The following is a 24500-nucleotide window of genomic DNA, read 5'->3' on the forward strand; positions in this document are numbered from 1 at the left end:
TTTGCCGCGAGATCAGGCGGCGGGCTCAAGCGGCCTGGCCCGCTTCTCCACATATTCGCCGACATAGAGCCGCAGATAGGCCAGCCGCGCGCGAAGCGCCTCGCGCGCCATGGCGGGCTCCACCTCCCCGGTCCGCGCGAAGGACATCGCCCAGATGGCGTCCGAGATGGAGACGGCGATGACCATCGCCTGCTCCAGCGCCGCGCTCTCGGCCACGGCGAAGTGACGGATCAGCTTGCGGTAGTAGATGCCGCCGATGCGCCGGTTGGCGGCAAGGTCGGCGTGGCGGATCTCCCAGCCGCTCTCGGGGCCGAGGAAGAGGCGCATCGCCACCGGATGCTCATGGTAGAAGCCCAGGGCCGTCTCGGCATGCCGCGCGCAGAGGTCGCTCCAGGAGGTCAGGCCGCCATGGTCCATCTCGCGCGCGGCCAGCGTCTCGAAGACCGCGATGTAGCGCTGCGCGAGGCCGGTCAGCAGCGCCTGGGGCGTCGGGAAGTAATGGTAGAGCGATGCGGGCGGGATGCCCGCCGCCTCCGCGACCTGCTGGAGGCTGAGGCCCACCTGCCCATCGCGGCGGATCAGCCCGTCGGCGGCATCGAGGATGCGCCCGGCCCGCTGCCTGCCGCGCGCCTGCCGCTGCGGTTCCGCCTCGCCCGCCATGCCGCCTGTTCCCTCACGACGCGCCGCCGATCGGCGCGGGACCGAGGATAGGTGAGCCCGTCGCCCCGGCAAGCCGCCGCCTGGCGGGCTCAGCCGAGCGCCTTGGGGTCGTGGACCGGCGTCGGCAGGCCCAGCATCCGCGCCTGGATCTGCAGCGCGAGGATGCGCGAATAGGTGCGGACCTGCTGCAGGTTGCCGGCCTGCAGCCAGAGGCCGGGCTGGCGCGTCGGCTTCCACATGTTGCGAAGCTCGCCCACCCAGGGGCCGGGGTCGCGCCGCGTCCCGGAGCCAAGGCCCCAGACAGGCCCCACGCGCGCCGCGACTTCCGGCGAGATCAGCTCCGCGATCACGCTTTCCATCGGCTGGTAGCCGGTGGCATGGACGATGAGGTCGGCGGGCAGCAGCGTCCCGTCGGAAAGCTCCACGCCCTCCGGCCGCAGCCGCGCCACCTCCACGCCGCTGCGCAGCGCCACCTCCCCGCGCGCGATGAGGCCCGAGGCGCCCACATCAATGTAATAGCCCGAGGCGCGGCGGAGATACTTGAGCGAAAGGCCGGTGTCGTCCTCTCCGAAATCGAGCATGAAGCCCGCGCGCGCGAGGCTGTCGTAGAACTCGGCATCCACCTCGCGGATGCGGCGGTAGAGGCCGCGGTGCAGCTCCGTCAGCATGGCGAAGGGGCGGGAGGCCGCGATGTCGTCGGCCTGCTCGGTGCCGATGCCCGCGGCCAGCGCGTCTTCCGAGAACAGCCGGCTCGTGATCTCGCGGAACAGCGTCTCGGCGCGCACGACGAGGGTGGAGGAGCGCTGGACCATCGTGACGGAGGCGCCCTGTTCCCAGAGCTCGGCGCAGATGTCGTGCGCGGAGTTGTTCGAGCCGATCACGACGGCGCGCCGGCCGGCATGGCCCGGGCCGCCCTCGAAGGCGCTCGAATGGCATTGCACGCCACGGAAGGTCTCGGCGCCGGGAAAGCGCGGGATCGCCGGCGCGCCGGACAGGCCGGTCGCGATGACGAGCTGCCGCGGGTGCAGAGTGCTGGCCACGCCCTCGCGCTCGACCTCGACCGACCAGCCCTGTCGCGCCTCATCGAAGCGCGCGCGCCGCGCGACGGTGCCGCCCTGGAAATCAATGTCCATCAGGCCGGCATAGGCATCAAGCCAGTCGGCCATCCGGTCCTTGGGGATGTAGACCGGCCAGTGGTCGGGGAAGGGCAGGTAGGGCAGGTGGTTCGCCCAGATGGGGTCGTGCAGGCAGAGGGAACGATAGCGCCGCCGCCAGGCATCGCCGGGGCGCGCCAGGCGGTCGAGGACCAGCGTCGGCACGTCGAGCCGGCGCAGCCGTGCCGCCAGCGCGAGCCCGCCCTGGCTGCCGCCGATGATCAGGCAATAGGGCTGTTCGCTGCGGCCGAGCGCCTCGGCCTGCCGCCGGCGCCGCTCCGTCCAGGTCTCCGCGTGCCGTGCGGGGCCGGGCGGGGCGCCGCGTTCACGCCGCCGGCCGGCGCGTTCCTCATGCCCGATGATGGCGCGGGCCGTGGTGAAGAGCGTCTGGCAGCGCCCCTCGCGCAGCCTCAGATGGCCGCGGGCGCGCAGCTGCGAGGTCTCCAGCGTGAACCAGGCCTCGACCAGGCCCTCCGTGTCGCGCGCGGTGCCGGGCTCGAGGGCCAGGTGGCGCGGAGCGGCCTGGGGCAGGCAGCTCGCCAGCATGGCCTCGATCTCCGCCCGGCCCTCGAAGGTGGCGATGGACCAGGTGAAGCAGAGCAGGTCGCGCCAGATGCCGTTGGTGTCGAACAGCTCGGCGACGGCGGGCGCGTTCCCCGCGCCAAGCGCCACGGAGAGGCGCGTGAGCCAGGAACGGGCCTGATCCTCGGCCGTCAGATGCAGCATGGAAGCTCTCCCCCGGCGCGGGCCGCGCGGCCGGCGCCCGGGGCGACCTTCGCACCCGGGCGCGATGTCGTGCAAGCCGCCGAAACCCGGAATAAATCGAGTACCTGCCTTGGCCGGGTCGCAGCTTCGCGGCGCGGATGCGCCTGGTGCTGGAGGGCGCGCCTCGGGCCGTGCCCCGCCCTGGCACCATGCCCAGGGTTTCGGCGAAGGGAGCAAGGCGGGTGACGGTGCCGGCCTCAAGCCGCGCTCATGCGTTGAACCTTCGTCGCAGCGTTGGAGGTGACCCGTGGCGTCCTATGAACTGCTCTACTGGCCCGGCCTGCAGGGGCGGGGCGAATTCGTGCGCCTCGCGCTGGAGGAGGCCGGCGCCGCGTATCGCGACGTCGCGCAGGAGGGGGCGGAGGGCAAGGCCTCGCGCCTCGTGGCCAAGGGCCTGACCGAGGCCGGCCTCGCCACCCCGCCCTTCGCCCCGCCCTATCTGCGGCATGGCAGGCGGGTCATCGGCCAGACCGCCGCCATCCTGCTCTACCTGGGCGACCGGCACGGGCTGGCGCCGAAGACCGAGACCGGCCGCCTCTGGACGCACCAGCTCCAGCTGACCATCGCCGATGCGGTGACGGAGGCGCATGACACGCACCACCCCGTCGCGTCGCAGCTCTACTACGAGGACCAGAAGCCGGAGGCGAAGCGGCGCGCGGAGGATTTCTGCCGCCACCGCATGCCCAAGTTCCTCGGCTGGTTCGAGACGGTGCTGAAGCGCAATCCGAAGGGCGGCGGGCACCTGGTGGGCGCGCGCATCTCCTACGCGGATCTCTCGCTGTTCCAGCTTGTCGCGGGGCTCGGCTACGCCTTTCCGAAGGCGACCCGGCGGGCGCTGCGGCGCACGCCCCAGGTGGCGGCGCTGGCGAAGGCGGTGGCCGCGCGGCCGCGCATCGCCGCCTACCTGGCGAGCGAACGCCGCATTCCCTTCAACGAATACGGCATCTTCCGGAACTACCCGGAGCTTGACCTGTAGGGCCGCCGCCGGCTTCAGGAATTCCCGGCCGGATAGGCCAGCGCCGACATCAGCGCCAGCGCCGCCTGCCGGGAATCCAGCCGCGAATGCTGCACGATGACCGGCACGTCGGAGCGGAGCAGGCTCGCGTAATCCGTGTCGCGCGGCACGCGCTCGGGCTCGGACAGGTCGTTGAAGCGCAGATGGCGCGTCCGGCGCGCCGGCACCGCGACGCGATAGGGCCCGACCGGCTCGCGATCCGCGAAGAAGAGCGTCACCTCGACCATCGCGTCGCGGTCATTGGGGTTGAGGATGCAGGCGGTCTCATGGCTCTCCATGGCGCGCCCCTCGCCGGTGCTCTCGGAGGGGATGTAGCCCTCCGCGATCGCCCAGGTCGTTTGCCCGATCATGCACGCTCCTCCTCTCGTCTTGGCCGTTCCTGCCTGGCCGTCGCATCCTCCCGCCGCGCGGCGATGCGTCCGGCGCGGTCCGCATGCGTGCCCCGCAGCGCCTCGGCCCCGCCGGCCTCGTAGAGATCCAGCATCAGCGCCGATTGCAGCAGCGCCAGGTGCGTGAAGGCCTGCGGGAAATTGCCGAGGAAGGTCCCGTCCGCCTCCATCTCCTCGGAGAAGAGGCCAAGGTCATTGCCCAGCGCCAGCAGCGCCTCGAAGCGCGCGCGCGCCTCCTCCCCGCGGCCGAGGACGAGCAGCGCATCCACCAGCCAGAAGGCGCAGGCGAGGAAGCTGCCTTCCTCGCCGGGCAGGCCGTCCTCGCTGCGATAGCGCCAGACCAGCGGCCCCTCGCCGAGTTGCCCGATCACGGCGTCGACTGTCCGCTCAAGCACCGCGTCCTCGACCGGAAGGTGGATCATGGGCGCGAGCAGCAGCGCGGCGTCCACATCCTCGCCATCCAGCACCTGGGTGAGGTAGCCGCCCTCGGCGTGCACGCCGCGCGTGCGGATGTCGTGCAGCAGGCCGCGCCGTGCTTCCTCCCAGCCGGGATGGGGGCCGAACAGGTCCTGCGCGCGGTCCAGCGCCGCCCAGGCCATCATGGCGCTGTGGGTGTTGCGGCGCGGCGGCAGACGGGGCTCCCAGATGCCGTGGTCGGGGTCCTGCCAATGGGCCGCCACATGGTCCGCCAGCGCCGTGCCCACGCGCCGCAGGTCGCCATTCAGCGGCTCGCGGCCGCGGGCGTGCAGGTGCATCAGGTCCAGCAGCTGGCCATAGACGTCCAGCTGGTGCTGCTCCGCCGCCTCGTTGCCGAGCCTGACGGGGCGGCTGCCCATGTAACCCTCGGCCTCCTCCACGGTGCGCTCCTTGTGGCAGCGCTTGCCATCCAGGCTGAACAGGGGCGGGACGCTGGGCAGGGTCCCTTCGGCGGCCTCCAGCAGGAAGCGGAAGAAGCCCTCGGTTTCCTGCCGCAACCCCAGCTTCTGGAAGGCATAGAGGACGAAGCAGGCATCCCGCGGCCAGCAGAAGCGGTAATCCCAGTTGCGGCAGCCCCCCAGCGCCTCGGGCAGGGAGGTCGTGGGCGCGGCGACCATCGCGCCGGTGGGCGCGTAGATCAGCAGCTTCAGCACGAGGGCGCTGCGGACCACCGATTCGCGGTAAGGGCCGGCATAGGTGATGCCGCGCACCCATTCGCGCCAGAAGGCCTGGGTCGCGTGGAAGAACTCGGCGGCGGTGGCGGCGGGGTCCGCCACCTCCGCGCCGGCGGGCGCCAGGACGAAGGCGCGCCGCTCCCCCGCGCGCAGGGTGAAGGACGCGACCGCGGTGACGGGCGCCCCTTCGCCCGCGCCCGGGTGCAGCGCGAAGGGGGTGTCGGCGTGCAGCGTGGGGCAGCCCTCCGGCAGCACGCAGCATCCATCCCGCCCCAGCCGGATGTCAGGCTGGGGCGCGCCGAGATCCACGATGGGCTGATGGCTGGCCCGCATGGCCACCTCGCCGCGCCGCCCCTCCACCAGCCGCACGATCCAGCCGGCGGGGCCCGCGCTGCCATCGGGCCGGCTCGCGATGGGCATCAGGTCGGTGACGACGACGATGCCGGTGCCGGTCTCGAAGCTGGTCTCCAGCAGCGCGGTCTCTTCCAGGTAGCGGCGGCGAACCACCGTCACCTCGCCCTCCGGGCGAAGCTGCAGGAAGCCGCCCCGGCGGCGGTCGAGCAGCCGCGCGAAGCTGGGCGGCGCGTCGAAGCGCTCGAAGCAGCACCAGTCCATGGAGCCGTCGCGGCCCACCAGCGCGGCCCCGTGGCCATCGCCGATCAGCCCATAGGCGCTGATGGGCAGGAAGTCGCGCTCGGCCTCGCGGCCCGGCGGGGGCAGGGCGGCCAGCCCGTTCGGAACCGGCATCGGTCAATCCACTCCCATCGGGGGGCGGATGGGGCCGACGCGGCCCTCCTTGCGCTCCTTCGCGATGGATTCCTCCGGGCCGAAGGGGTGGCCGCCGAAGCCGTGGCGCATGGCCATGATGGCGCGCGCCCCATCCCGTTCGGCCGGGGCGCGGCGGGATTCGAAGAGCCGCATGACGGATTGCGCGATGACCGGCACGGGCACCTCCATCCGCATCGCGTCCATCACCAGCCAGTTCACCTCGCCGGTGTCCTCGATGTAGCCGCTTTCGGCACGGCCGAGGCCGGGGTCCCCGCGATGCGCCTCCGCCAGCAGATCCACCAGCCAGGAGCGGATGACGGAGCCATGGCGCCAGGCCTCCAGGGTGCCCTGCAGGTCGAGCTGCTTCTCGTGGTGGCGCAGCAGCGCGTAGCCCTCGGCGATGGCCTGCAGCATGCCGAACTCGATCCCGTTATGGACGAGCTTCACGAAATGCCCCATGCCCGGCCCGCCCGCATGGACGAAGCCACCCTCGACGGCGAGCGCCCGGCAGACGGGTTCCAGCCGCTCCACCGCCTCGGCCTCGCCACCCGCCATGAAGCAGGCGCCATCCCGCGCGCCGGAGAGGCCGCCACTCGTGCCCAGGTCCACGAACCGGATCTGCCGCTCACGCAGGCGCGCATGGCGCGCGATGGAATCGCCCCAGTAGGAATTGCCGCCGTCCACGAGGATGTCGCCCGGCTCCAGCGCATCGGCCAGGGCGTCCAGCATCTGGTCCACGATGGGGCCGGCGGGCACCCAGAGGAACACCAGGCGTGGCCGGCTCAGCGCCGCGCGGAACCCCTCGGGGTTCTCGACCACCTCCAGGCCGGCCTCGACCAGTTCCGGCGGCGCCTCGCCCTTGGTCTGCCCCACGACGCGGAACCCGGCCTCCAGGGCCTGGCGCGCGATGTTGCCGCCCATCTTGCCCAGGCCGACGATGCCGATCTCCCGTGGACCGGCCGATGGCTGTTGGTCGCGCATGGTCCTTCCCTCCTGCCATTCGTTCCAGGATGAATGCGGGGGTTGCCGGTGGGTTGCGCCGGTGTCATCCGGCGGGGCCCGAAAGCCTCAGCGACGGCCGCGCAACAGCCGCCGGCCGAGCAGGGAGGCGCCGCCCACCGCACCCGCGCCCAGCAGCGCCCCCGCCACGCGCAGCGCGGTGGGGTTGAAGGCACGCACATGGTGCTGGGCCTCACCCGCGAACCTGCCATCGGCCGCCTGGTTCCCCGGCGCCGGCTCGAAGAGGTTGTCGGGCGCCATGGGCTTCGGCTCCTCGCTCATCTGCCCGTCATGCGCGGTGTGGGCCATGTAGCGGTCCAGCAGGCCCGGCCCGGCGAACTGCCCGAGGATGCCCTGCACGGTGGGCCCGCCGACCCAGATTTCGCGCGGGGCCTGGAACGCGGCGTCGCGGATGTGCTCGGCCACCGCCTCGGGCGTGAAGACGGGGGCCACCGGCCGCGGCCGGTGCGGCATGTGGTTGCGCGCCCAGTCGAACTGCGGCGTGTTCACGGCCGGCAGGTGCACCATGGTCAGGCGCACGGCGCTGCCCGCGTGGATCAGTTCGCTCCGCAGGGAATCCGTGAAGCCCCGCAGCGCGAACTTCGCCCCGCAATAGGCCGATTGCAGGGGAATGGCGCGATAGGCGAGGGTGGAGCCGATCTGGACGATGGTGCCGGCGTCGCGCGGCTGCATGTGCCGCAGCGCGGCCATGGTGCCATGCACCCCGCCCAGATAGGTCACCTCGGTGACGCGCCGCACCTCCGCGGGGCTGATCTGCGACACCGCGCCCAGCACCGTCACCATGGCGTTGTTGACCCAGACATCCATGCCGCCAAACCCATCCAGGACCTGCCTGGCGGCGGCGAACACCGCATCCGCATCGGCGACATCGGCGGAGATGGCCAGCACGCCGGCCGCTCCCGCCTCGGTCATCTCGGCGCGCGCGGCCTCCAGCCGTTCCCGCCCGCGCGCGATGAGCGCGACATTCCAGCCCAGGCGCGCGAAGGCACGCGCCGTGGCGCGCCCCACCCCCGCGGATCCGCCCGTGACTACGACCGTGCGTGGCTTCGGCATCGCGCTGTCCTTCCGGGGCCGCCCCGGCTGCGGTGCGCGCCCTTCTGTTCGGCGTGGTGGCCCATCTCGCGGCGATGGGCGGCGTCAGCGGGATTAATCGCGGATGGCGCCGCCGGGTTGCGTGAAGATGCGCCGCCCCGCGTGCTGTTGGACGCGCGTCAAGCCTGTGCAAGAGGGGCTGTGGGAAGCCCCGCCTGGGGCCAGCTCCGCGAAATCGCCTGTTTCCTCTGGATCGAGGAAGGCTGCCCGGACGGGCGCGCGGGGGCGCATGGGATGATGGCCTGCGCCAAGCTCAGCGGGCCGCCGGCCCCGGCCAAGCCCTGACCCCGCCGCGCCGCCGCCAACTCAGGCGCAGCAGGCATCGCCCGCGGTGACCAGGCGCGAGGTGCGCAGGATGCGCACCTGGCCCAGATCGCCCCGCAGCGGGTCGTCGAAGCGGCCATTCGGCTCCGGCAGCAGCTCGACCGCCAGGAAGGTGAGCGGTGTGTTCTCGGGCAGCCCGAAGATGGCCAGGCGCTGGCGCAGCTCATCCTGCGTCCAGGCCGCGGTGCCGACCACCCCGCCCGCGAGGTTGGAGGCACGCGCGCGCCGGCTGCGCTGCGGCGCCGCCCGGCGCTGCGCGAGCTTCACGTTCCGCCAAGCCGTTCCATCCGCCTGGCGCAGCCGCGCATAGGCGACGAGCCAGAGCTCCGTCGCCGGCTCGCGCGGGCCGAGGTCCCGCCCGTCCCGCACCGCCCGCGCGAAGCCGGCGGACAGCTCGATGCGGCGGCCCGGCTTGTCGCGATAAATGTCGAGCGCGAGCGGCGGCGGCGGGTGCTGCACGCCTTCGAGCACCAGCGGCGGGCCGAAGCGGCCCTGCGCCGTGACCCAGAGCGGCGCGTCATGCCCCACCGTCAGCTCGTAGGTGAAGAAGCCGAACAGCTCCGGCGCATGAGGCGTGAGCGAGGGCGGGATGCGCAGCAGGAAGTGGCGCGGCGCGACGCCGGGCGGCGTGGCGCAGGGGATCAGCCGCTGCGCGATCGAGAGCCCCGCCTGGTCGCGCACCTGGCCGGGGCGGATCACCCGGACCAGCTCCGGGTCGAGCGGCGGCTTGTCATAGGCGGGCGGGTCCGCCAGGGGCTCCGCCGCCGGCATCAGCATCGGGTCGGTCGTGCCGTGCAGCAGCCGCGCGAAATAGGCGTCGCGCGGGTCGCGCAGGGGCTCGGCCATCTCGATCCACAGCACGCGCTCGCGCGCCGCCGTTTCCTCGTAGTCGCCGATCACCTGGTAGTCGCTGAAGGCATGTCCGGTCGCGACCACGCGCGGCACCTGGTCGGGGGGCATCGTGACCGGCAGGCGCGTCTCCACCGTGAAGACCTGCTCGGGCCCCGTGCGCAGCCGCGCGCGGATCTCGTAGCGGACGTCCAGCTCATAGGGCAGGCCGTCCGCGCCCAGCATCGGCTCGAAGGCGTCCAGGAGGCAGAGGTGGAAGCGGTCGCGCTGCACGGCCCCGCGCACCGCCTGGAGACCCACCGTGTTCTGGATGCCGATGACGCCGAGCTGCCGCTGCCGCACCTCGCCGGTGCCGACCAGCGAGATGGTGCGTGTCACCACGAAGGCGCCGTCCTGGTAGCCGAGCCAGCTCCAGTCCCGCTCGATGTCGAGGCGCAGCACGCTCACCAAGCGCCCCGGCAGCTCGCCGAGCGAGGTGAGCTGCAGGCTGGAGAGATCGGGCGCCAGCGCGTGCTTCAGGCCGTGGCAGGCGAACAGCGTCCGCCGCCCCGGCGCATCCAGCAGCACCGCCTCGTCCTCGACGAGCCCCACCGCGCCCGCGAGCCGCGTCGCCAGCACGGCGGAGGGGCGCGCCTGCACGACCGGCGCCTCCGAGCCGTTCTCGGAGACGGGGTCGGGCCGGAGCAGCACCGTGGCCAGGGCGGCCGCGGGCTGCACGGGGCGGAAGAAGGGCGCGGCCTCGGCCGTCGCGTTGCGCCGCAGCGGCTGCGGCGTCAGCAGGGCGACGTCGCCGAGGGCCGCGCGCGCATCGCCGAAATAGGTGGCATCGGCCCGGCCCATGGCCCGCGCTTCCACCCGCACCGCGCGCGCGGTCGGCAATGGCAGCGGGCCCGTCACGCTGCCGGCGGGCGCCGCGGGGTCGGGCCAGGCCACGTCCGACAGCCGCGCGCAATCCACCCAGTCGAACCCGATGTCGAGCGGCCCCGTCTCCTCGCCCCCGGCGTCGAGCGCCGGGAAGGCGCGGGTGGTGCGATAGAGTTCCACATAGCCGGCATCATCGCCGAGCGGGTCGAAGCGCGGATGCAGCACCAGCACGCGGATCTCGACGAAAAGGGCGTCCGGGTCGGGCAGGCCGAGCGGCGCGACGACGCCGCCCCCGCGGTTCGCCCGCGCCTGCGCGGCCAGCCGCGCCGCCGCGTCCACCGCGCCGGCGAAACCCGCCTGGGGCCAGCCGATGCGCGGGCGGGTCAGCGCGAAGCCCGCCGCCGGCGTCGCGCCGCGCGCCGCGACGCCGAGCGCGCCGAGGGGGACGAAGCGGCGGAAGGGCAGGGCGGCCACCGGCGCCTCGCCCTCATGGAAGGGCGCCTCGTCCGGCCCCGGGCCGCCGCCGGTGATGTCGGCCATGCGGACGCGGAATTCGTAGCTCTCGCCATAGCGCAGCGGCAGGGGGCCGGGCTGCGCCGGCTCATAGGGCGGCTCCGAGACGCGCTCGGGATCGGTGATGTCGCGTTCGTCGCGGCTCTCCGCCACCAGCGAGCCGCCGCGCCAGCGCGTGTACCAGGGCGGCACCCAGAACTGCGTGCCGAGCTGGCTCGGATGCACCTCCACCAGCAGCTCGCTGCGGAAGGGCGGGATCATCGCCGCGCCGACCATGAGCCCGGCGCTGTCAATCAGGTTCAGCGAGGTCCAGGCCCCGCCGCCCCGCGGCCGCACATCCACCCGGAAGCCGGCCGCGCCGGTCGGCGCATCGGGCAGCGGGGCGCCCTCCGGCGTCTCGGTGGAGAGGCCGCGGTCCAGCCGTTCCACCACGCTCTCATCGTCCCAGCCGAGGCGCACGCCCTCGTCACGCAATGGCAGCGGGAAATCGTCGTTCGCGTCATCCTCGCCATGGTCGGCGGTGCGCGCCTGGCTGGCATGGACGATGCGCGCGAAGCCGTCATCATAGGCGACCGCCTCCGGATAGGCCTTGTCGAGCGGCCCGAAGGCGGCGGCGGCGGCGGCGTTGGCCGCCACCGGGAACAGCACGGCGGTGAAGACCGGCCGGCGGCCCCCCAGCGCCGGGATGCGCGTCGCGAAGCTGCGCGCGAAGCCGGCCGAGGCCGCGGCCTGCGCCTGGAAGGTGCCGCCCGGGGCCAGGCGGAAGAACAGCCAGCCGCCCGCCGCCAGCGTCGTGCCGACATCGAGCGTCACGGTATGGATCAGCCCCGCCGCGCGCGCCACGCGGGGCTGGCGCAGCAGCATGGCGAAGACGTCGCCCCAGCTGATCCTGGCCTCCCACGGCGCGCCGGGCGGCGTCGCCTCGGGCGGGCAGCGGCGGGCGCAGTGATAGCTGTCATCCGTGACGGCGAGCGCGGTGGCCGGCGCGGTGAAGCCGAAGGCCTGGCGGTAGGAGGTGGGCAGGTATTTCTTGAGGTTGGCCCGGCCGCTGCGCACCGGCGCATCCTGGCCCGCCGTCACGTCATAGGCGGCCGCCATGTGGCGCAGGATGGCGTCCTGCTCGGCCGGCGGGGCGAGGGTGAAGGTCACGGGCCCGGCCGGCACGTCGGCATCGGTGGGGGGCCGCGTGGGGTCGGTGCCGAGATGCGCCACGACGTCCAGCGTCGCGCCCGCGAAGGGCGGGCTCGCCGGCACGCCCGGCCAGCCCTGCGAGAGCGGCGCGAAGGGGTCGCCGACCGGCACCACCAGGATGTTGACCGAGAGCCGCCCCGCATCGGGGTCCCAGCGGTCCAGATAGGCGGCGAGGGTCAGGCGCGCGGGTGCGGTGCTCATCGCTGGCTCCCCATTCTCAATCCACCTTCTTCTCGTCGCTGACGTCGGCGGACATCTTGATCGAGATGATCATGAAGAAGGACACGTTGATGCCCACCGAGCCGCTCCAGCGGTGATACTTGCCGTCGGGCTTCTCGATCTGCAGGCAGGCGAATTCGCCGGTGATCTTCAGCTTCACCACCGGATCGAGCTTCGCGTTGATCTCGAGGAAGATGAAGCCGCCGATCCCCATCTCGCTGCCGCGGATGATGATCAGCCCGGCACCGGTCGCGACCGTCGCCTTGAAGGGCCCGAGGTCCTTGCCGAAGGCGAGGCCGATATAGATGCGCGCCTCGATCAGCCCCTTCGTCTTCCCGGCATCCGGCCCCTTCAGGTAGACCTTGCCGCCCAGCGTGATCTGCCAGCCGAAGATCACCGCGACCGGATAGGGCTCGATCGGGAAGCTGAAGCGCGCCTCGTAGCCGGTCTTGGCGCCGAGCGAGACGGCGGCGGGGCTGCCGGACTTGATCTCCTCCGCGAACTCCAGCAGCGCGTAGAGCCGGATGGCGACGTAGGGCGGCGCCTCCAGAATGGTGTCGAGCCCGGCCGTGAACTTGCCGCCGACCTTGAGGTTGGTGGCGCCGAGGTCCACCGGGCCGTGCGTGCCGCGGTTGCCCATCATCGGCAGCGCGTTGAACAGCCCCTCCAGCACCGGGCTCATCAGCGTCTGGATGCGGTCGAGCTGCGCGCGGCGCCCCGTTCCGCCCTGCAGCTTCAGGCGCGTCCCGCTGAGCTGCGGCACATCCGCCGTGTCGGTCCAGAGCTCCAGCCGGTCGAACTCCAGCGCCCAGTCGGTGGGGCCCAGGCTGAAGCGCAGCCGCGACCCGCCATAGGCGATGCGGAAGGCGTCCGCCACCGTCTCGGACATCACCAGGTCGGGGCGCGGCGCGGTGAGATCCACGGCGGGCTGCAACGCCAGGAAGCCGGTGCCGGGCTGCACCTCCAGCCGGTAGGGCCGGTCGGTCAGCTGGATCGCGTTGGCGATGGGCGGGAAGAGGCCCTTGGACGAGGTGGCGGCGAAGAAGTCCACGAAGGCGGGCGGCAGCGCGGATTCCAGCCGCCGCGTGCCGGCCGGCAGGATGGGCCGGCGGAACAGGAAGCGGTGCGTCGTGTCGCCCTGCAGCAGGCCGTAATCGGTCGCGGGGCTGGCCCCGGCGAAGAGGTCGGCCGGGTCGGCGAAGCGGTAGGGGCCGGTCAGCGGCGCGTTGATCACTTGGCTGTCCCCGGCCTGGGCGCGGCCCTCGCGCAGCACGGGCAGCCCGTCCTCCACGGCGCTCGCATCGCCCGGCGGGCCGCCGGCGGGGCCGGGCAGGCGCACGACGGACCAGGCGCCCGCGGGGCCGAAGCGCGGCGCGCCACGCACCGCGCCGACGAAGCGGAGATTGCCCGCCGTCTCCGACAGCCCCACCTCGATGCGCAGCGCCCGCAGCACGAAGCCCGAGCCGCCGACATCCACCAGCGCGTCCACCGGCCCGCCGATGGCGCCCTGGTGGCGGATCAGCGCGGCCAGCGCCGCGGGCGTGATGGGGCTGCCGACGGGTGCCACATGCAGGTAGCCGACGAGGCCCATGGCGCGCGTGCGCCCCGGCCCCTGCAAGCCTTCCAGCGCCACCTCGGCGTCGAAGGCCATGGGCAGCACCGCGCCGCCGCCCGGCAGCGGGATGGCCGCATTCGCCAGCGGGCGCACCCGCTCGACCGCGTGGATGCCCCGGATCAGGCCGGGATGGATCTCGTAGGGCTGCGCCGGCAGGGTGTCGGTGGTGAAGTCGAACAGGCCCGGCGTCTGCGCCTGCCAGCCGCTGTCGCGCCGCAGCACGCCGCCGCCGCCCCGCCGCTCGATGGTGACGGAGCGCGTCAGCCGGATGCCCCAGGGGTAGAGCACGCTCGCGACCTTCACCACCTCCAGCGCGGTGCGGCCGACCATCACCTGGAACTGCGCGCGCGTCGTCTCGGCGAAGCTGCCCTTGGGGTTCGCCCAGTCGCTGAAGGTGGAGGCGCCGTAGCCCGAGATGTCGTAGCGCGTCACCGGCACGCGCGGGCGGGCCAGGGCGAATTCCTGGTTGAACAGCGTCTCGACCGAGCCCGCGCTGCCCGCCGTCGCGCCCAGCACGCTGATGTCGAGCGGCGCGCCGGTGAACAGGTCCACGCCGTTCAGCGTCTGCACCGCGAGGCCGTCGAAGGAGGGGCTCTCGGCGCCCGCCACCCCCCGGCCGCCCTGCGCCTCGAGCGCGAGTTGCAGCCCGCCCGAGAGCGGCAGCGCGCCGTCGAAGCTGGGGCGCACATAGCTCGCGGTGTCCGCCGCGCGGCCGCCGGTGGCGCGCGGGCGCAGCCGCACCAGCGCGCGCAGGCCGAAGGGCAGGGTGGTGACCACCGTCATGCCCTCCCCGCCCTCGAAGGCCGCGAGCGCGCCGTCCAGCGCCAGGTCGGGGATCGCGGGGGCCAGGGCGGCGGCATTGGCCGTGATCACCGTCGGCCCGCCATCCGTCGCCGAGGCCAGCGGCGTCGGGAAGAGACCGAGCGTGACCGGGTCCTGGTCAATGTCCAGGGTGCGGACCGGCTCCCACTGGATCTGCGGCAGGGCGAAGACGCGCAGCGCCGACAATAAGGTGCCGAGCCGCATGCCCTGCACCAGGAAGCGCGCGGCGGTGGGGGGCGGCGCGGACACGCTGGCAAAGGTGTCGCCCGCGACCAGGCTGAGCGCCACGCCGATCTGATGGCGGGCGGTCGAGACGTCGAGCAGCAGCGCCGTGGGCCCGAGCCGTATCTCCGCCAGGTTGCGCTCGAAGATGGCGTTGGCGGCGCGGGAGGCCTCGGCGGGCTGGCCCGGCTGGGGGCGCGCCGGCGCGGCGCTGACGCGCTCGTCGCGGATCCCCTTGCCCTGGGCGATCCGGGCCCCCTGCGCCGTCTGGCCGCGATAGGCCGGTTCGCCGTCGCTGCCGCGCAGGGGCCGGGTGCCGCCCTTGGAGGGGTTGCCCTGGCGGGCGGTGGGCGTGCCGAGCTGGCCGTTCAGCGTGAACTCGGCCTCGCCCGCCTCCCAGGCGAAGAGGCCGAGCAGGTTCGCCACCACCTGCCGCCCGGCGAAACTGCCCTGGTCGGGGTCCAGGTTGTCCACATAGGGGTCGGGCAGCGTCGGGATCCAGCCGAGCACCGGCACCAGCAGGCCGGTCCGCGCGTCCCGCACCTCGGTGCCGCCGTGAAGCGCGCCGGCCATCCCCACGAAGCGCAGCGCGCCGGCGGCCAGGTAGGCGTTCTCCAGCACCAGCATCCGCCGCGAGGGTGCGACGCTCCGGCCGAGATCGGTCGCCGCGATGCGAAGCTGCCGGCTGTCACCCTCGCCGAGGATCTGCACCCGCACCGGCTCGTCCACGAAGGGCACCGGCGCGCCCATCGCGTCCACCGGCCGGTCCAGGCGGCCTGAGAGCAGGCCCTCGAAGGCCACGAACTCCCCGCCCTCCGCCGTCCAGCCGGTCGAGAAGGCGAAGGGGGCCGTCAGCGTGACCGAAACGGTGGCGCGGTGCGGCCGGCCGGGCAGTTGCCAGAGCTGGAAGCGGTGCCGGTCGCCCGCCGCGCCGGGCGTGGCCTGGTCCTGCAGCAGGAAGGAGCCTGGGGCGATGGCGAGCCGCGCGGCGGCAAGGCGTGCCGGCGTCGCGGGGCCACCGGGCCAGCGGGCGGTGACCGCGTCGGCGAAGGCGACGGTCCAGGCGAAGAGGCCGGCGGCCTCCGGCAGGCTGAGCGGATCGGCCGTGGTGGTGATGGGCACCGCCCAGCCTGGGCTCGCCAGCCGCGTGGCGCCGGCGAGTTCCGCGCCGCCCAGGGTCAGCGCCGCCGAATCCAGCCGGTCGGGCGCCACCGTGCAGGCCCAGGCGATCTCGCCCCGCGCGGCGTCATGGCGCAGCCCATGGGCCGGGGAGAAGGCCAGGCCCACCGCGCCGACCGTCACCGTCGTCGCCGTCAGCCCCGCCGCGACCCCGCGCGCGGCCCAGTCGAGCGTCACCTCCGCGGGCGGGGGGCGGTGACCTCGCCCGTCGGGCCCGCGGGCTGGCGGAGCGTCAGCCGCAGCCGGCCGCGCCGCTGCCCGCCGAGGATCAGGTCATCGCCGTTGATGGTGGGGGCCGAGGGCAGGTCCAGCGTGCCGCCCTCGACGAGCAGCCCGACATAGCCATTCGCCGGCGCCCCCCCGACGAGGGCGCTGGCGGCGATCCAGACCGTGCCGGCGCGGATCGCCACGGAGGTCTCGCCCGCGCGCGGCAGCCTGGCGCGCGTGAACAGCAGCCAGGGCGGTGCCGCGGCGCTGGTGCGAAGGGTGATCTTGCGGACCGGCCGCAGCACGTCGATCACCACGTCGCGCCCCAGCCGGTCGCGGAAGGGGCCGAGCACCTCCGCGGGCTGGAGGTTGCGGATGGCGGGGTCGGCGCGCGCGGCGTCGAGCAGGCGCGGGCCCGCCTCGTGCCGCAGCAGCGTCACGGGGCCGGCGGGGCCGCGCCCGCCCAGGGGCGGGGTGCTGACGGCCGGCGTGGGGACCAGGTCCTCGATGCCGCGCGCGGCCTCGGGCGCCTCGGGCAGCGAGAGGTTCGATGCCTTCGCGGCGCGACCGAGCAATTCCTCCAGCGCACGCAGCGATGCGGCGGAAGTAACGTCACGTGCGCTGAGATCCTCGAGCAGGATGCGACGCAGAGCGGTCAAATGATCATCGGACATTGCGCGCTCTCCGCCCTGCTCATGCCGTCACTCTGGCCGTTCAGCCTGCCGATCAGCCGGGGGAGCGGACACGAGGCGGAGGAGAAAGTTCAATGTTTTTCTTTTGGACGCAGCGCATATCTCAAGTCACGATGCAGGCGTGAAACTTGATGCTTTATGCCGTGAAGTATCGCCTAGCGAGATGTTTCAACTCTTCGTTACGCCGGCGTGCGGGGGGCGCCATTCGGCCGGCGCCTGCCGGGGATGGCCACCCAGGGTTTGCGGCGGCGCCGCCAACAGGCGCGCCCGAGCGATCCAGGGGTTGGCTGCCGACGCCGGAGCGGTCCCGCGAAGCCGCGGCCTTCGCACACCCACCGCAAGCGGACGGTCACGGCACATGACGCCGTTCATGCACGGGGCCGACCGGGCGGTGGGCCTCGTGTCATCCCCCTGGCGGGGTATGGAAGGCCGGTCGCTCGCGCCTCAGGCCGCCAGCATGCGGCCGCGGTTGCGTTCGGCGAGCAGGGGGCGGACCAGGCGGGCGAAGCGGGTCGCTTCCTCGTCGTGCAGGTAGCCGGAGAGGCAGAAGGAGGTGCAGCCGGCCTCGATGAACTCCTGCAGGGTGGACGCGCATTGCTGCGGGTTGCCCACGACCATGATGCCGGCCCCTTGGCGCGCGCGGGTGAGGCCGGACCAGAGGTGCGGCGCGATGAGGTCGCCATGCTCGCGGGCGAGTTGCTGCACGCGCTGGTTGGCGGCGGAGCCCGCGATGTTCTCCTGCACCTTGCGGGTCTGTTCCGCGGTCACGCCGCGGACGAGTTCATGCGCGGCGTCCCAGGCCTCGGCTTCGGTGTCGCGGCAGCAGATCTGCAGGCGCATGCCGAAGCCCAGCGCGTCGCGGCGGCCGTGGCGTTCGGCCATGTCGCGCAGGGTGGCGATGTTGCTCGCGATGGTGGCGGGCGTGTCGCCCCAGAAGAGGTGAACGTCGGCGTGTTTGGCCGAGACCTCCCAGGCCTCCATGGACCCGCCGCCGAGATAGAAGCGCGGACTGGGCTGCTGGAGGGTCTGCGGCGCGATGCGCGCGCCTTCCAGGCGGTGGAAGCGGCCATGGAAGGTGACGGGGGAGGGGCTGCTCCACAGCGCCTTCATGATGGAGACATCCTCCTCCATCATCGCGTAGCGGTCTTCCTTGGCGAGGTTCACACCCTCCGCGCGGTTCTCCGCCTCGCTCTGCCCCGCGATGAGGTTGACGGCGATGCGCCCGCCCGAGAGCTGGTCGAAGGTCGCGATCATCTTCGCGAATTGCAGCGGCGTGATGTAGCCGGGGCGCGCGGCGACGAGGGCCTTGATGCTCTTCGTCTTGGCCACCGCCATGGCGCTGGCGGTGAAGGCCTCCCAGCAGGGGGCGGCGACGGGAACCAGGAAGTATTCGAAGCCCGCCGCCTCGGCCGCCATCACCACCCGGTCGAACATTTCCGCCGAGGGCGGGATGTCGCTGCCGCGGTCGCCATAGCAGACCGTGTCGCCCGAGGTGGGCAGGTACCAGCCGAATTCGAGGCGGTCGGACATGGGGGGTTCCTCCTGGCGGGAAGGCTAGGCGCGGCGCGCGGCGCCGACAATGCCAGGTGCTATTTCGTCGCCACCAGCAGGCTGGTCAGCATGGGCGTGCGGGTGCGGACGGGGCGGCTGGTGCTGAACCCCGCCGCCGCGAGCATCCGCTGGAGTTCGTCCATCCGGCGCGGCCGTCCCCGCCCCATGGCCAGGAGATAAAAGCCGAAATAGGCCTCGCCGATGGGCTCGGCGCCGGGCGTGCCGGACATGGGCTCGGCCAGCAGCAGCGTGCCGCCTGGGGGCAGGGCGGCATGGGCGCGGGCGAGGATGCCGGCGGCCGCGTCATCGTCATGGTCATGGATGACGCGCACGAGCGAGATGACGTCCGCCCCCTCGGGCAGCGCATCGGTGTGGAAGCTGCCGCCATGGGTCGTGGCGCGGTCCGACAGGCCTTCGCTGGCCAGGCGCGCGCGCGCGCGTTCGGCGACGGCGGGCAGGTCGAACAGCATCAGGCGGAGCTGTGGCGCGCTGTGCCCCGCGGCGCTGAGGAAGGCGCCCTCGCCCCCGCCCACATCCATCAGGCAGCGGTGGCGCGCAAGCGGGTAGGCGCCCAGGATTTCGGCCGCGATCATGGGCTGGGAGGCCGCCATCAACGCGCTGTATTCGCCCACCGCGCCGGGATCGAGCGCGGCCGCGCCGTCATTGCCCGCATAGGCCCAATAGGCCGCGAGCCTCGTGCCCCCGCGCGGGCTGCGCAGCAGGGCCACGGGGTCGGCCAGGTCGGCGTAGAGCATGGCATGGTGCTCGACCATCGCGACCACGCCTTCATTGTCCACCAGCGCGGCGCCCAGCGAGCCCAGGCCATAGCGGTCACCGCCGCGCGCCTCGACCAGGTCCAGCGCGGCGGCGGCTTCCATCAGCCTGAGTGTGGCCTCGGTGGAGAGGGAGAGCTTCACGGCGAGATATGCGACCGAACGCGGCCCCTCGCGCAGCGCGTCGAAAACCCGCAGCCGCACGCAGGCGGTGAGGATCTGCGAGTAGACGAAGCCCGCATTCAGGTCGAACAGCGCCCGCGCGCGCCGGCGGGCCAATGGCCGCGTCAGCGGGAAGCGCGCGGCCCAGGCCCGGAAGCGCGGGCTCGACACCATGCGGTCGCGAAAGGCGAGGAAACGGTCCCGCAGCGAAAGGGCAAGCGGGGCTTCGGCCACCTGGTCGCTCATGCGAAAATTCCTGCGGTCTTCATGCGGGGAGGATAGCCCAGCGACTTGCCTTGTCACCAGCATTGTCAGGATGGATTGACAATCAGGGCCGGGAAGGGGTCACTCGGGGCATGACGGGGCGGGACAGGCGCGTGGCCATCGTGGGGGCCGGGGTGGGGGGGCTGGCAGCTTCCATCCATCTCGCCGCGCGTGGCTGTGCCGTTTCCGTGTTTGAAGCCGCGGCCGCACCCGGCGGCAAGCTGCGCGCGGTGGAACTTGGCGGCGTCGCGATGGATGCCGGGCCCACCCAGCTCACGCTGCGCCCGGTGTTCGAGGCGCTCTTCGCCATGGGCGGCACCTCGCTCGCCGCGCATCTGGATCTCACCGAGGCGCAAACCCTCGGCCGCCATGTCTGGCCCGATGGCAGCACGCTCGACCTGCACCGCGACGAGGCCCGCAACGCCGACGCCATCGGTGCCTTCGCGGGTGCCGCCGAGGCGCGCGGCTATCGCGACTTCATGGCCCGCGCCCGGGATGTGCGCGCGGCGCTGGACGCGGCCTTCCTGCAACGCGCGCGGCCCACCGCGCTGGGGCTGGCGGCGGAACTCGGCATGGGGCGGCTGCTCGGCCTTTCGCCCTTCGCCCGGCTGGATGACGCGCTGGGCAAGCATTTCCGCGACGCGCGGCTGCGGCAATTGTTTGGCGGCTACGCGACCTATGTCGGCGCCTCGCCGCTGCGCGCCCCCGCCACGCTGATGATGGTGGCGGCGGTGGAGCAGGAGGGCGTCTGGCGCGTGGCGGGCGGTGTGCATCGCCTCGCGGCGGCGCTGGCGCGGGTGGCGGAGGGCATGGGCGTGCGGCTGCGCCGCGACGCGCCCGTGGCGGAGGTGTTGGTGGCCGGCGGCCGCGCCTCCGGGCTGCGCCTCGCGGATGGCGAGGAGGTCGCGGCCGATGCGGTGGTAATCAACGCCGATGTGGCGGCCCTCGGCGCGGGGCTTTTCGGCGCGGCGGCCGCGGGCGCGGTGGAGGCGGTGCCGCCGCGACAGCGCTCCTTCTCGGCCGTCACCTGGCTGCTGCGTGGGCGCGTCACGGGCCGCCCGGCGCTGCCCACCAATGTGGTCTTTCCCGCGCCGGGCGGCGAATATGCCGTGCTGGATTTCCGCGCCCGCATCCCCGCCGCCTCCACCCTGCACCTGACCGCGCTCGACCGCGGCGATGACGGCGCGGCGCCGGCGGGCGAGGAGGGCTTCCAGCTCAACCTCACCGCCCCCGCGCGCGGCGCGGAAGCGGTGCCGGATTTGGCGGCGCTGACGGAGACGCGCCTCGCGCAGCTCGCCGCGGCGGGTTTCGCGCTGGAGGTCACGCACAGCCACGCCACCAGCCCCGGCGGCTATGAGGCGCTGTTCCCCGGCACGGGCGGTGCGCTCTACGGGCCCGCCATGCAGGGCTGGAACGCCGCCTTCGAACGCCCGCGCGCGGCCACGCGCCTGCCCGGGCTGTTCCTGGCGGGCGGCGGCACACATCCTGGCGCGGGGCTCGCCATGGCGGCACTTTCCGGGCGGTTCGCCGCCGAGGCCATTCTTGAGGAGCGATGATGAGAGGTTGGGAATTCGACCGGCATGTGCCCGAGCGCGGCTATGCCTGGTGGTATGTGGACGCGCTGTCCGATGACGGGGCGCATGGCATCACCCTCATCGCCTTCATCGGCACGGTGTTCTCGCCCTGGTATGCGGCGGCGCACCGGCGGGGTGCGGCCGACCCGCGGAACCATTGCTGCCTGAACGTGGCGCTCTATGGCAGCCCGCGCCGTTGGGCCATGACCGACCGCCGTCGCGGGGCGCTCTCGCGCGGACCGGATCATCTGCAGATCGGCCCCTCGCGCCTCGACTGGGATGGCGAGACGCTGACCATCCACATCAACGAGGTGACGGCGCCCATCCCTTCGCGGATCACAGGCACGGTGCGCGTGCGGCCGCGCGCGCTGGGCCAGCGGGAATTCACGCTGGACAGCCATGGGCGGCACCGCTGGCAGCCCATCGCCCCGCGCTCGCGCGTCGAGGTGGAACTCACCAGCCCCGGCCTGCGCTGGTCCGGCCCCGCCTATTTCGACACCAACCACGGCGCCGCCCCGCTGGAGGAGGATTTCCGTGAATGGGATTGGTGCCGTGCGCCGATGAACGACGCGACGGCCATCCTCTACAACGCCGAACGGCGCGACGGGTCGAAGCAGTCCCTCGCGCTGAAGGCGACGGATGACGGCGCGGTGGTGGACATCGCCGTGCCGCCGCCGGCGACCATGCCGCGCACCCTGTGGCGCATCCGCCGGCCCACGCGCTCCGAGACAGGCCATGCCCGCGTCGTGCGGACATTGGAGGACACGCCCTTCTATTCCCGTTCCGAAATCCGCACCACGCTGCTGGGCCAGGAGACGACGGCGGTGCATGAAAGCCTGGAGCTGGACCGCTTCAAGAACCCGGCCATGTACGCGATGCTGCCGTGGAAGGTGCCGCGGGCGTTCCGTTAATCCAGGCGCTCGCCTTCGAACCAGCCCACATCCAGCGTCGCCACCTCGCCGAAGGGCGCCTTCTTCCGCATGGCGAGGCGGATGATGGGCCAGGTGGTCCAGGTCATGGTCAGCGCGGGCATCGGGTCGCGCCGGTCGAAGGTGACGTCCCGAGTGCCGAGCAGTTGCCGCAGCACCGCGAAATAGCCCCGCCGGAACATCACGCCTGAGAGCGCCGTCAGCACCGAGTAGAATTGCTGCAACCTTGCCTCGGCACGCGGTGTGGCGGGCGTGTTGTCCAGCACGGCGCGTGCGATGGTGGGGTTGTCGAAGAAGTGGATGCCCGAGGTGGTGCGCGGGTTGCACTCGATGCCCCAGACCTCGCCCGCCGCATCCTGGATCAGGTCGAAGGAGATGAAGCCGGTGTGGCCGGCGGCGGCGACGAAGCGGGTGATCCATTCGGTCAGGCGCGCATCCTCCACGCGCTCGAAGAGGATGGCGACGGAGCCCTGGAACATCGCGCCCCGGTAGAGGATGTTGCCCAGGATGCGCCCCTCCCGCGCGATGGCGCAGGAGGAGAAGATGTTGCCTTCCACGAAGCGTTGCACCACGCAGGGCACGTCGTCGGCGGGTAGGGGCTGGCCCGCTTCCAGGATGCGCACGCCACGCCCGGCGCAGGAATGGATGGGCTTCACCACCACCTTGCAGCGCGCCGCCAGCGCCGTCGCCTCGGGCGTGCCGAGCATGAAGGTCTCCGGCGCGCGCACGCCGTACTCCGCGCACAACCGCGTGAAGCCGTGCTTGTCATAGAGCGGCAGCAGCGCCGCGGGCGGGGGCGTGAAGATCGTCACATGCTCCGGCACAAGGTCACGCAGGAAGGTGACGTGCATCGTCTCCTCGGAGATGGGGATGACCCAGTCCACGCCCTCCTCGCGCACCACGCGGGCCAGGTCCTCCAGATATCCGCGCTTGCCCGCGCTGGGCGGCCGCACCACCACGGATTTCGCGACCGCGCGTGAGGCGCCGACCAGATGCCGCGAGAAGGGTTCCGCCACCACCACCCGGCAGCCCGCGGCCGCGAAGGACCGCGCCACGTCCAGCCCCTTGGGCAGCCGCCCCAGCGTCAGCAGGATGGTGGGCGCGCTCATGCGCCCGCGCGGCTCACGGTGCAGAAGATCTGCTCGGTGGGGCGGGTGGTGAGGCGGGCGGCGGGGCGCACGCGCTCCGGCGCCTCGATGTGGAAGTCGAAGCGGCGGAAGAGGCGCGCGATGAGCAGCACGGCCTCGGTCGTGGCGAAGGCGGCACCGGCGCAGACGCGCGGGCCCTGGCCGAAGGGGATGTAGGTGCCGGGGGTGATCTCGCTTTCGCGCTCGGGGCTGAAGCGGTCGGCGTCGAATTCGTGCGGGCGCTTCCAGTAGCGCGCATGGCGGTGCAGCACCCAGGGCGCCACCATCACCAGCGCCCCGCGCCGCACCTTGAGGTCGCCGATGGTGGTCGCTTCCTGCGCGATGCGCGGCAGGAAGGTGATGGGCGGGTAGAGGCGCAGCGTTTCCCTGAAGATGTTTCGCACGAAGGGCAGGCGCTTGGTGTGTTCGAATTCCACGGGGCCATCGCCGCAGACCTCGCGCACTTCGTCACGCAGGCGCGCCACCAGCGCCGGATGCGTCGCCAACAGATAAAACACCCAGGTCAGCGCGCTGGCGGAGGTCTCATGGCCCGCGAGGAACAGCACGCCCAGCTGGTCGATCAGCTCCTCCCGCGTGAAGGGGGCATCGGTGTCGGGGTCGCGGGCGCCCAGCACCGCGGTCGCGATGTCGTCGAAGCGGGCGGCGTCCTCGCCGATGTGGGTATCAATCAGCGCGGCGAGATGCGCGCGGATGGTGGCGCAGGCTTCCAGCACCTCGGGCTTTTGCGGCGCGCGGGTCCAGGCCGGATCGAAGATGAGGCGCTTGATCTCCACCTGCGCCACGCTGCGTTCGAACAGGGTGAAGGCCTCGAAGACGTCATGCGCGGCCTGGTGCTGGAGGTTCGTGGAGAACACGGTGCGGCAGATGATGTCCGCCGTCAGGTGGCTCATGGCCAGGTCCAGGGACAGGCGCGTGCCGTCGCGGGCCGCCTGGTCCAGCGTGGCCTCCGCCGCCTCGCAGCCCGCCACCATGTCGGGATAGGCGTTGTTCACCCGCATCATGCTGAGCGAGGGGTCGATCATCCGCCGCTGCCGCTTCCATGTGGCGCCGGAGGAGACGAAGATGCTGTCGCCGATCAGCGGGTCCAGCGCCTCCACCATCAGGTCGCTCTTGGGGAAGATGCCCTCGGGGTCGGACAGCACGCGGCGCACCTGGTCGGGGCGGTTCACGATGACGGTCTGCCGCCGCGACCAGCCCAGATGCCCGATCTCGGTGCGATAGGCCGAGGCCGGCAGCAGGGAGAGCAGGTCGCCATCGCCGCGCAGCACCACGCGGAGCAGGGCCACCAGCGCCGCGAAGGAGGTGGGCTTGGGCGGGGTGAAGACGCTGTTCATCGGTAAGGCCATTGCCGCGCTTTACAGCCAAAACTGTCAAGTGGCATTGTCAAC

Annotated in this window: 16 protein-coding genes; 3 read left to right on the forward strand and 13 right to left on the reverse strand. The window is 72.8% G+C overall.

Annotated elements, in window-relative coordinates:
• Positions 1–12: 12 nt before the first annotated feature.
• Complete coding sequence (locus ICW72_RS01305) at positions 13–660, reverse strand: TetR/AcrR family transcriptional regulator (protein WP_191084576.1); 648 nt, start codon at positions 658–660, stop codon at positions 13–15.
• A gap of 89 nt (positions 661–749) precedes the next feature.
• Entirely contained in the window at positions 750–2540 is a 1791-nt protein-coding gene (locus tag ICW72_RS01310) for an NAD(P)/FAD-dependent oxidoreductase (RefSeq protein ID WP_191084577.1), read from the reverse strand.
• A gap of 286 nt (positions 2541–2826) precedes the next feature.
• On the opposite strand from ICW72_RS01310, the gene ICW72_RS01315 reads away from it, so the two are divergent.
• Positions 2827–3555, forward strand: coding sequence for a glutathione S-transferase (locus ICW72_RS01315; protein WP_191084578.1), 729 nt, complete (start codon positions 2827–2829; stop codon positions 3553–3555).
• A gap of 14 nt (positions 3556–3569) precedes the next feature.
• On the opposite strand, the gene ICW72_RS01320 is transcribed toward ICW72_RS01315, so the two are convergent.
• From ICW72_RS01320 to ICW72_RS01360, 9 genes are all read right to left on the reverse strand, one after another.
• Entirely contained in the window at positions 3570–3944 is a 375-nt protein-coding gene (locus tag ICW72_RS01320) for a sensory rhodopsin transducer (RefSeq protein ID WP_191084579.1), read from the reverse strand.
• A complete protein-coding gene (locus tag ICW72_RS01325) occupies positions 3941–5881 on the reverse strand; it encodes a glycoside hydrolase family 15 protein (RefSeq protein ID WP_191084580.1) in 1941 nt (646 codons plus the stop codon). Before ICW72_RS01325 ends, ICW72_RS01320 begins: the two co-directional genes overlap by 4 nt.
• Positions 5882–5884: 3 nt before the next feature.
• Positions 5885–6883 carry an NADP-dependent phosphogluconate dehydrogenase gene (locus ICW72_RS01330; RefSeq protein ID WP_191084581.1) on the reverse strand — a complete coding sequence of 333 codons (999 nt, stop codon included), beginning with the start codon at positions 6881–6883 and terminating at the stop codon, positions 5885–5887.
• An 87-nt stretch (positions 6884–6970) separates the two neighbouring features.
• Positions 6971–7975: an SDR family oxidoreductase gene (locus ICW72_RS01335; protein ID WP_191084582.1), complete on the reverse strand. Its 1005-nt coding sequence runs from the start codon at positions 7973–7975 to the stop codon at positions 6971–6973.
• Between the two features lie 345 nt (positions 7976–8320).
• Positions 8321–11956: a hypothetical protein gene (locus ICW72_RS01340; protein WP_191084583.1), complete on the reverse strand. Its 3636-nt coding sequence runs from the start codon at positions 11954–11956 to the stop codon at positions 8321–8323.
• 16 nt (positions 11957–11972) lie between these two features.
• Positions 11973–15989, reverse strand: coding sequence for a hypothetical protein (locus ICW72_RS01345; RefSeq protein WP_191084584.1), 4017 nt, complete (start codon positions 15987–15989; stop codon positions 11973–11975).
• Positions 15986–16693 (reverse strand): hypothetical protein, encoded by a 708-nt coding sequence (locus ICW72_RS01350; RefSeq protein ID WP_191084585.1) that lies wholly within the window; start codon positions 16691–16693, stop codon positions 15986–15988. Before ICW72_RS01350 ends, ICW72_RS01345 begins: the two co-directional genes overlap by 4 nt.
• 462 nt (positions 16694–17155) lie before the next feature.
• Positions 17156–18241, reverse strand: coding sequence for an LLM class flavin-dependent oxidoreductase (locus tag ICW72_RS01355; RefSeq protein WP_191084586.1), 1086 nt, complete (start codon positions 18239–18241; stop codon positions 17156–17158).
• Positions 18242–18300: 59 nt separating this feature from the next.
• Positions 18301–19443, reverse strand: a complete 1143-nt coding sequence (locus ICW72_RS01360) for a methyltransferase (RefSeq protein ID WP_191084587.1) — start codon at positions 19441–19443, stop codon at positions 18301–18303.
• 110 nt (positions 19444–19553) lie between these two features.
• On the opposite strand from ICW72_RS01360, the gene ICW72_RS01365 reads away from it, so the two are divergent.
• Both ICW72_RS01365 and ICW72_RS01370 read left to right on the forward strand, forming a co-directional pair.
• Positions 19554–21017, forward strand: coding sequence for a phytoene desaturase family protein (locus tag ICW72_RS01365; RefSeq protein ID WP_191084588.1), 1464 nt, complete (start codon positions 19554–19556; stop codon positions 21015–21017).
• Positions 21014–21946: a carotenoid 1,2-hydratase gene (locus tag ICW72_RS01370; RefSeq protein WP_191084589.1), complete on the forward strand. Its 933-nt coding sequence runs from the start codon at positions 21014–21016 to the stop codon at positions 21944–21946. Before ICW72_RS01365 ends, ICW72_RS01370 begins: the two co-directional genes overlap by 4 nt.
• Here the strand turns inward: ICW72_RS01370 and ICW72_RS01375 are convergent.
• Both ICW72_RS01375 and ICW72_RS01380 read right to left on the reverse strand, forming a co-directional pair.
• Positions 21943–23073: an ATP-grasp domain-containing protein gene (locus ICW72_RS01375; RefSeq protein ID WP_191084590.1), complete on the reverse strand. Its 1131-nt coding sequence runs from the start codon at positions 23071–23073 to the stop codon at positions 21943–21945. The genes ICW72_RS01370 and ICW72_RS01375 overlap by 4 nt on opposite strands.
• The gene (locus ICW72_RS01380; protein WP_223880741.1) at positions 23070–24446 is read right to left on the reverse strand and encodes a cytochrome P450; all 1377 of its coding nucleotides are present in this window, start codon (positions 24444–24446) and stop codon (positions 23070–23072) included. The genes ICW72_RS01375 and ICW72_RS01380 overlap by 4 nt, the downstream gene beginning before the upstream one ends.
• Positions 24447–24500: the final 54 nt, after the last annotated feature.

The sequence above is a fragment of the Roseococcus microcysteis genome, assembly GCF_014764365.1.
Classification (GTDB): domain Bacteria; phylum Pseudomonadota; class Alphaproteobacteria; order Acetobacterales; family Acetobacteraceae; genus Roseococcus; species Roseococcus microcysteis.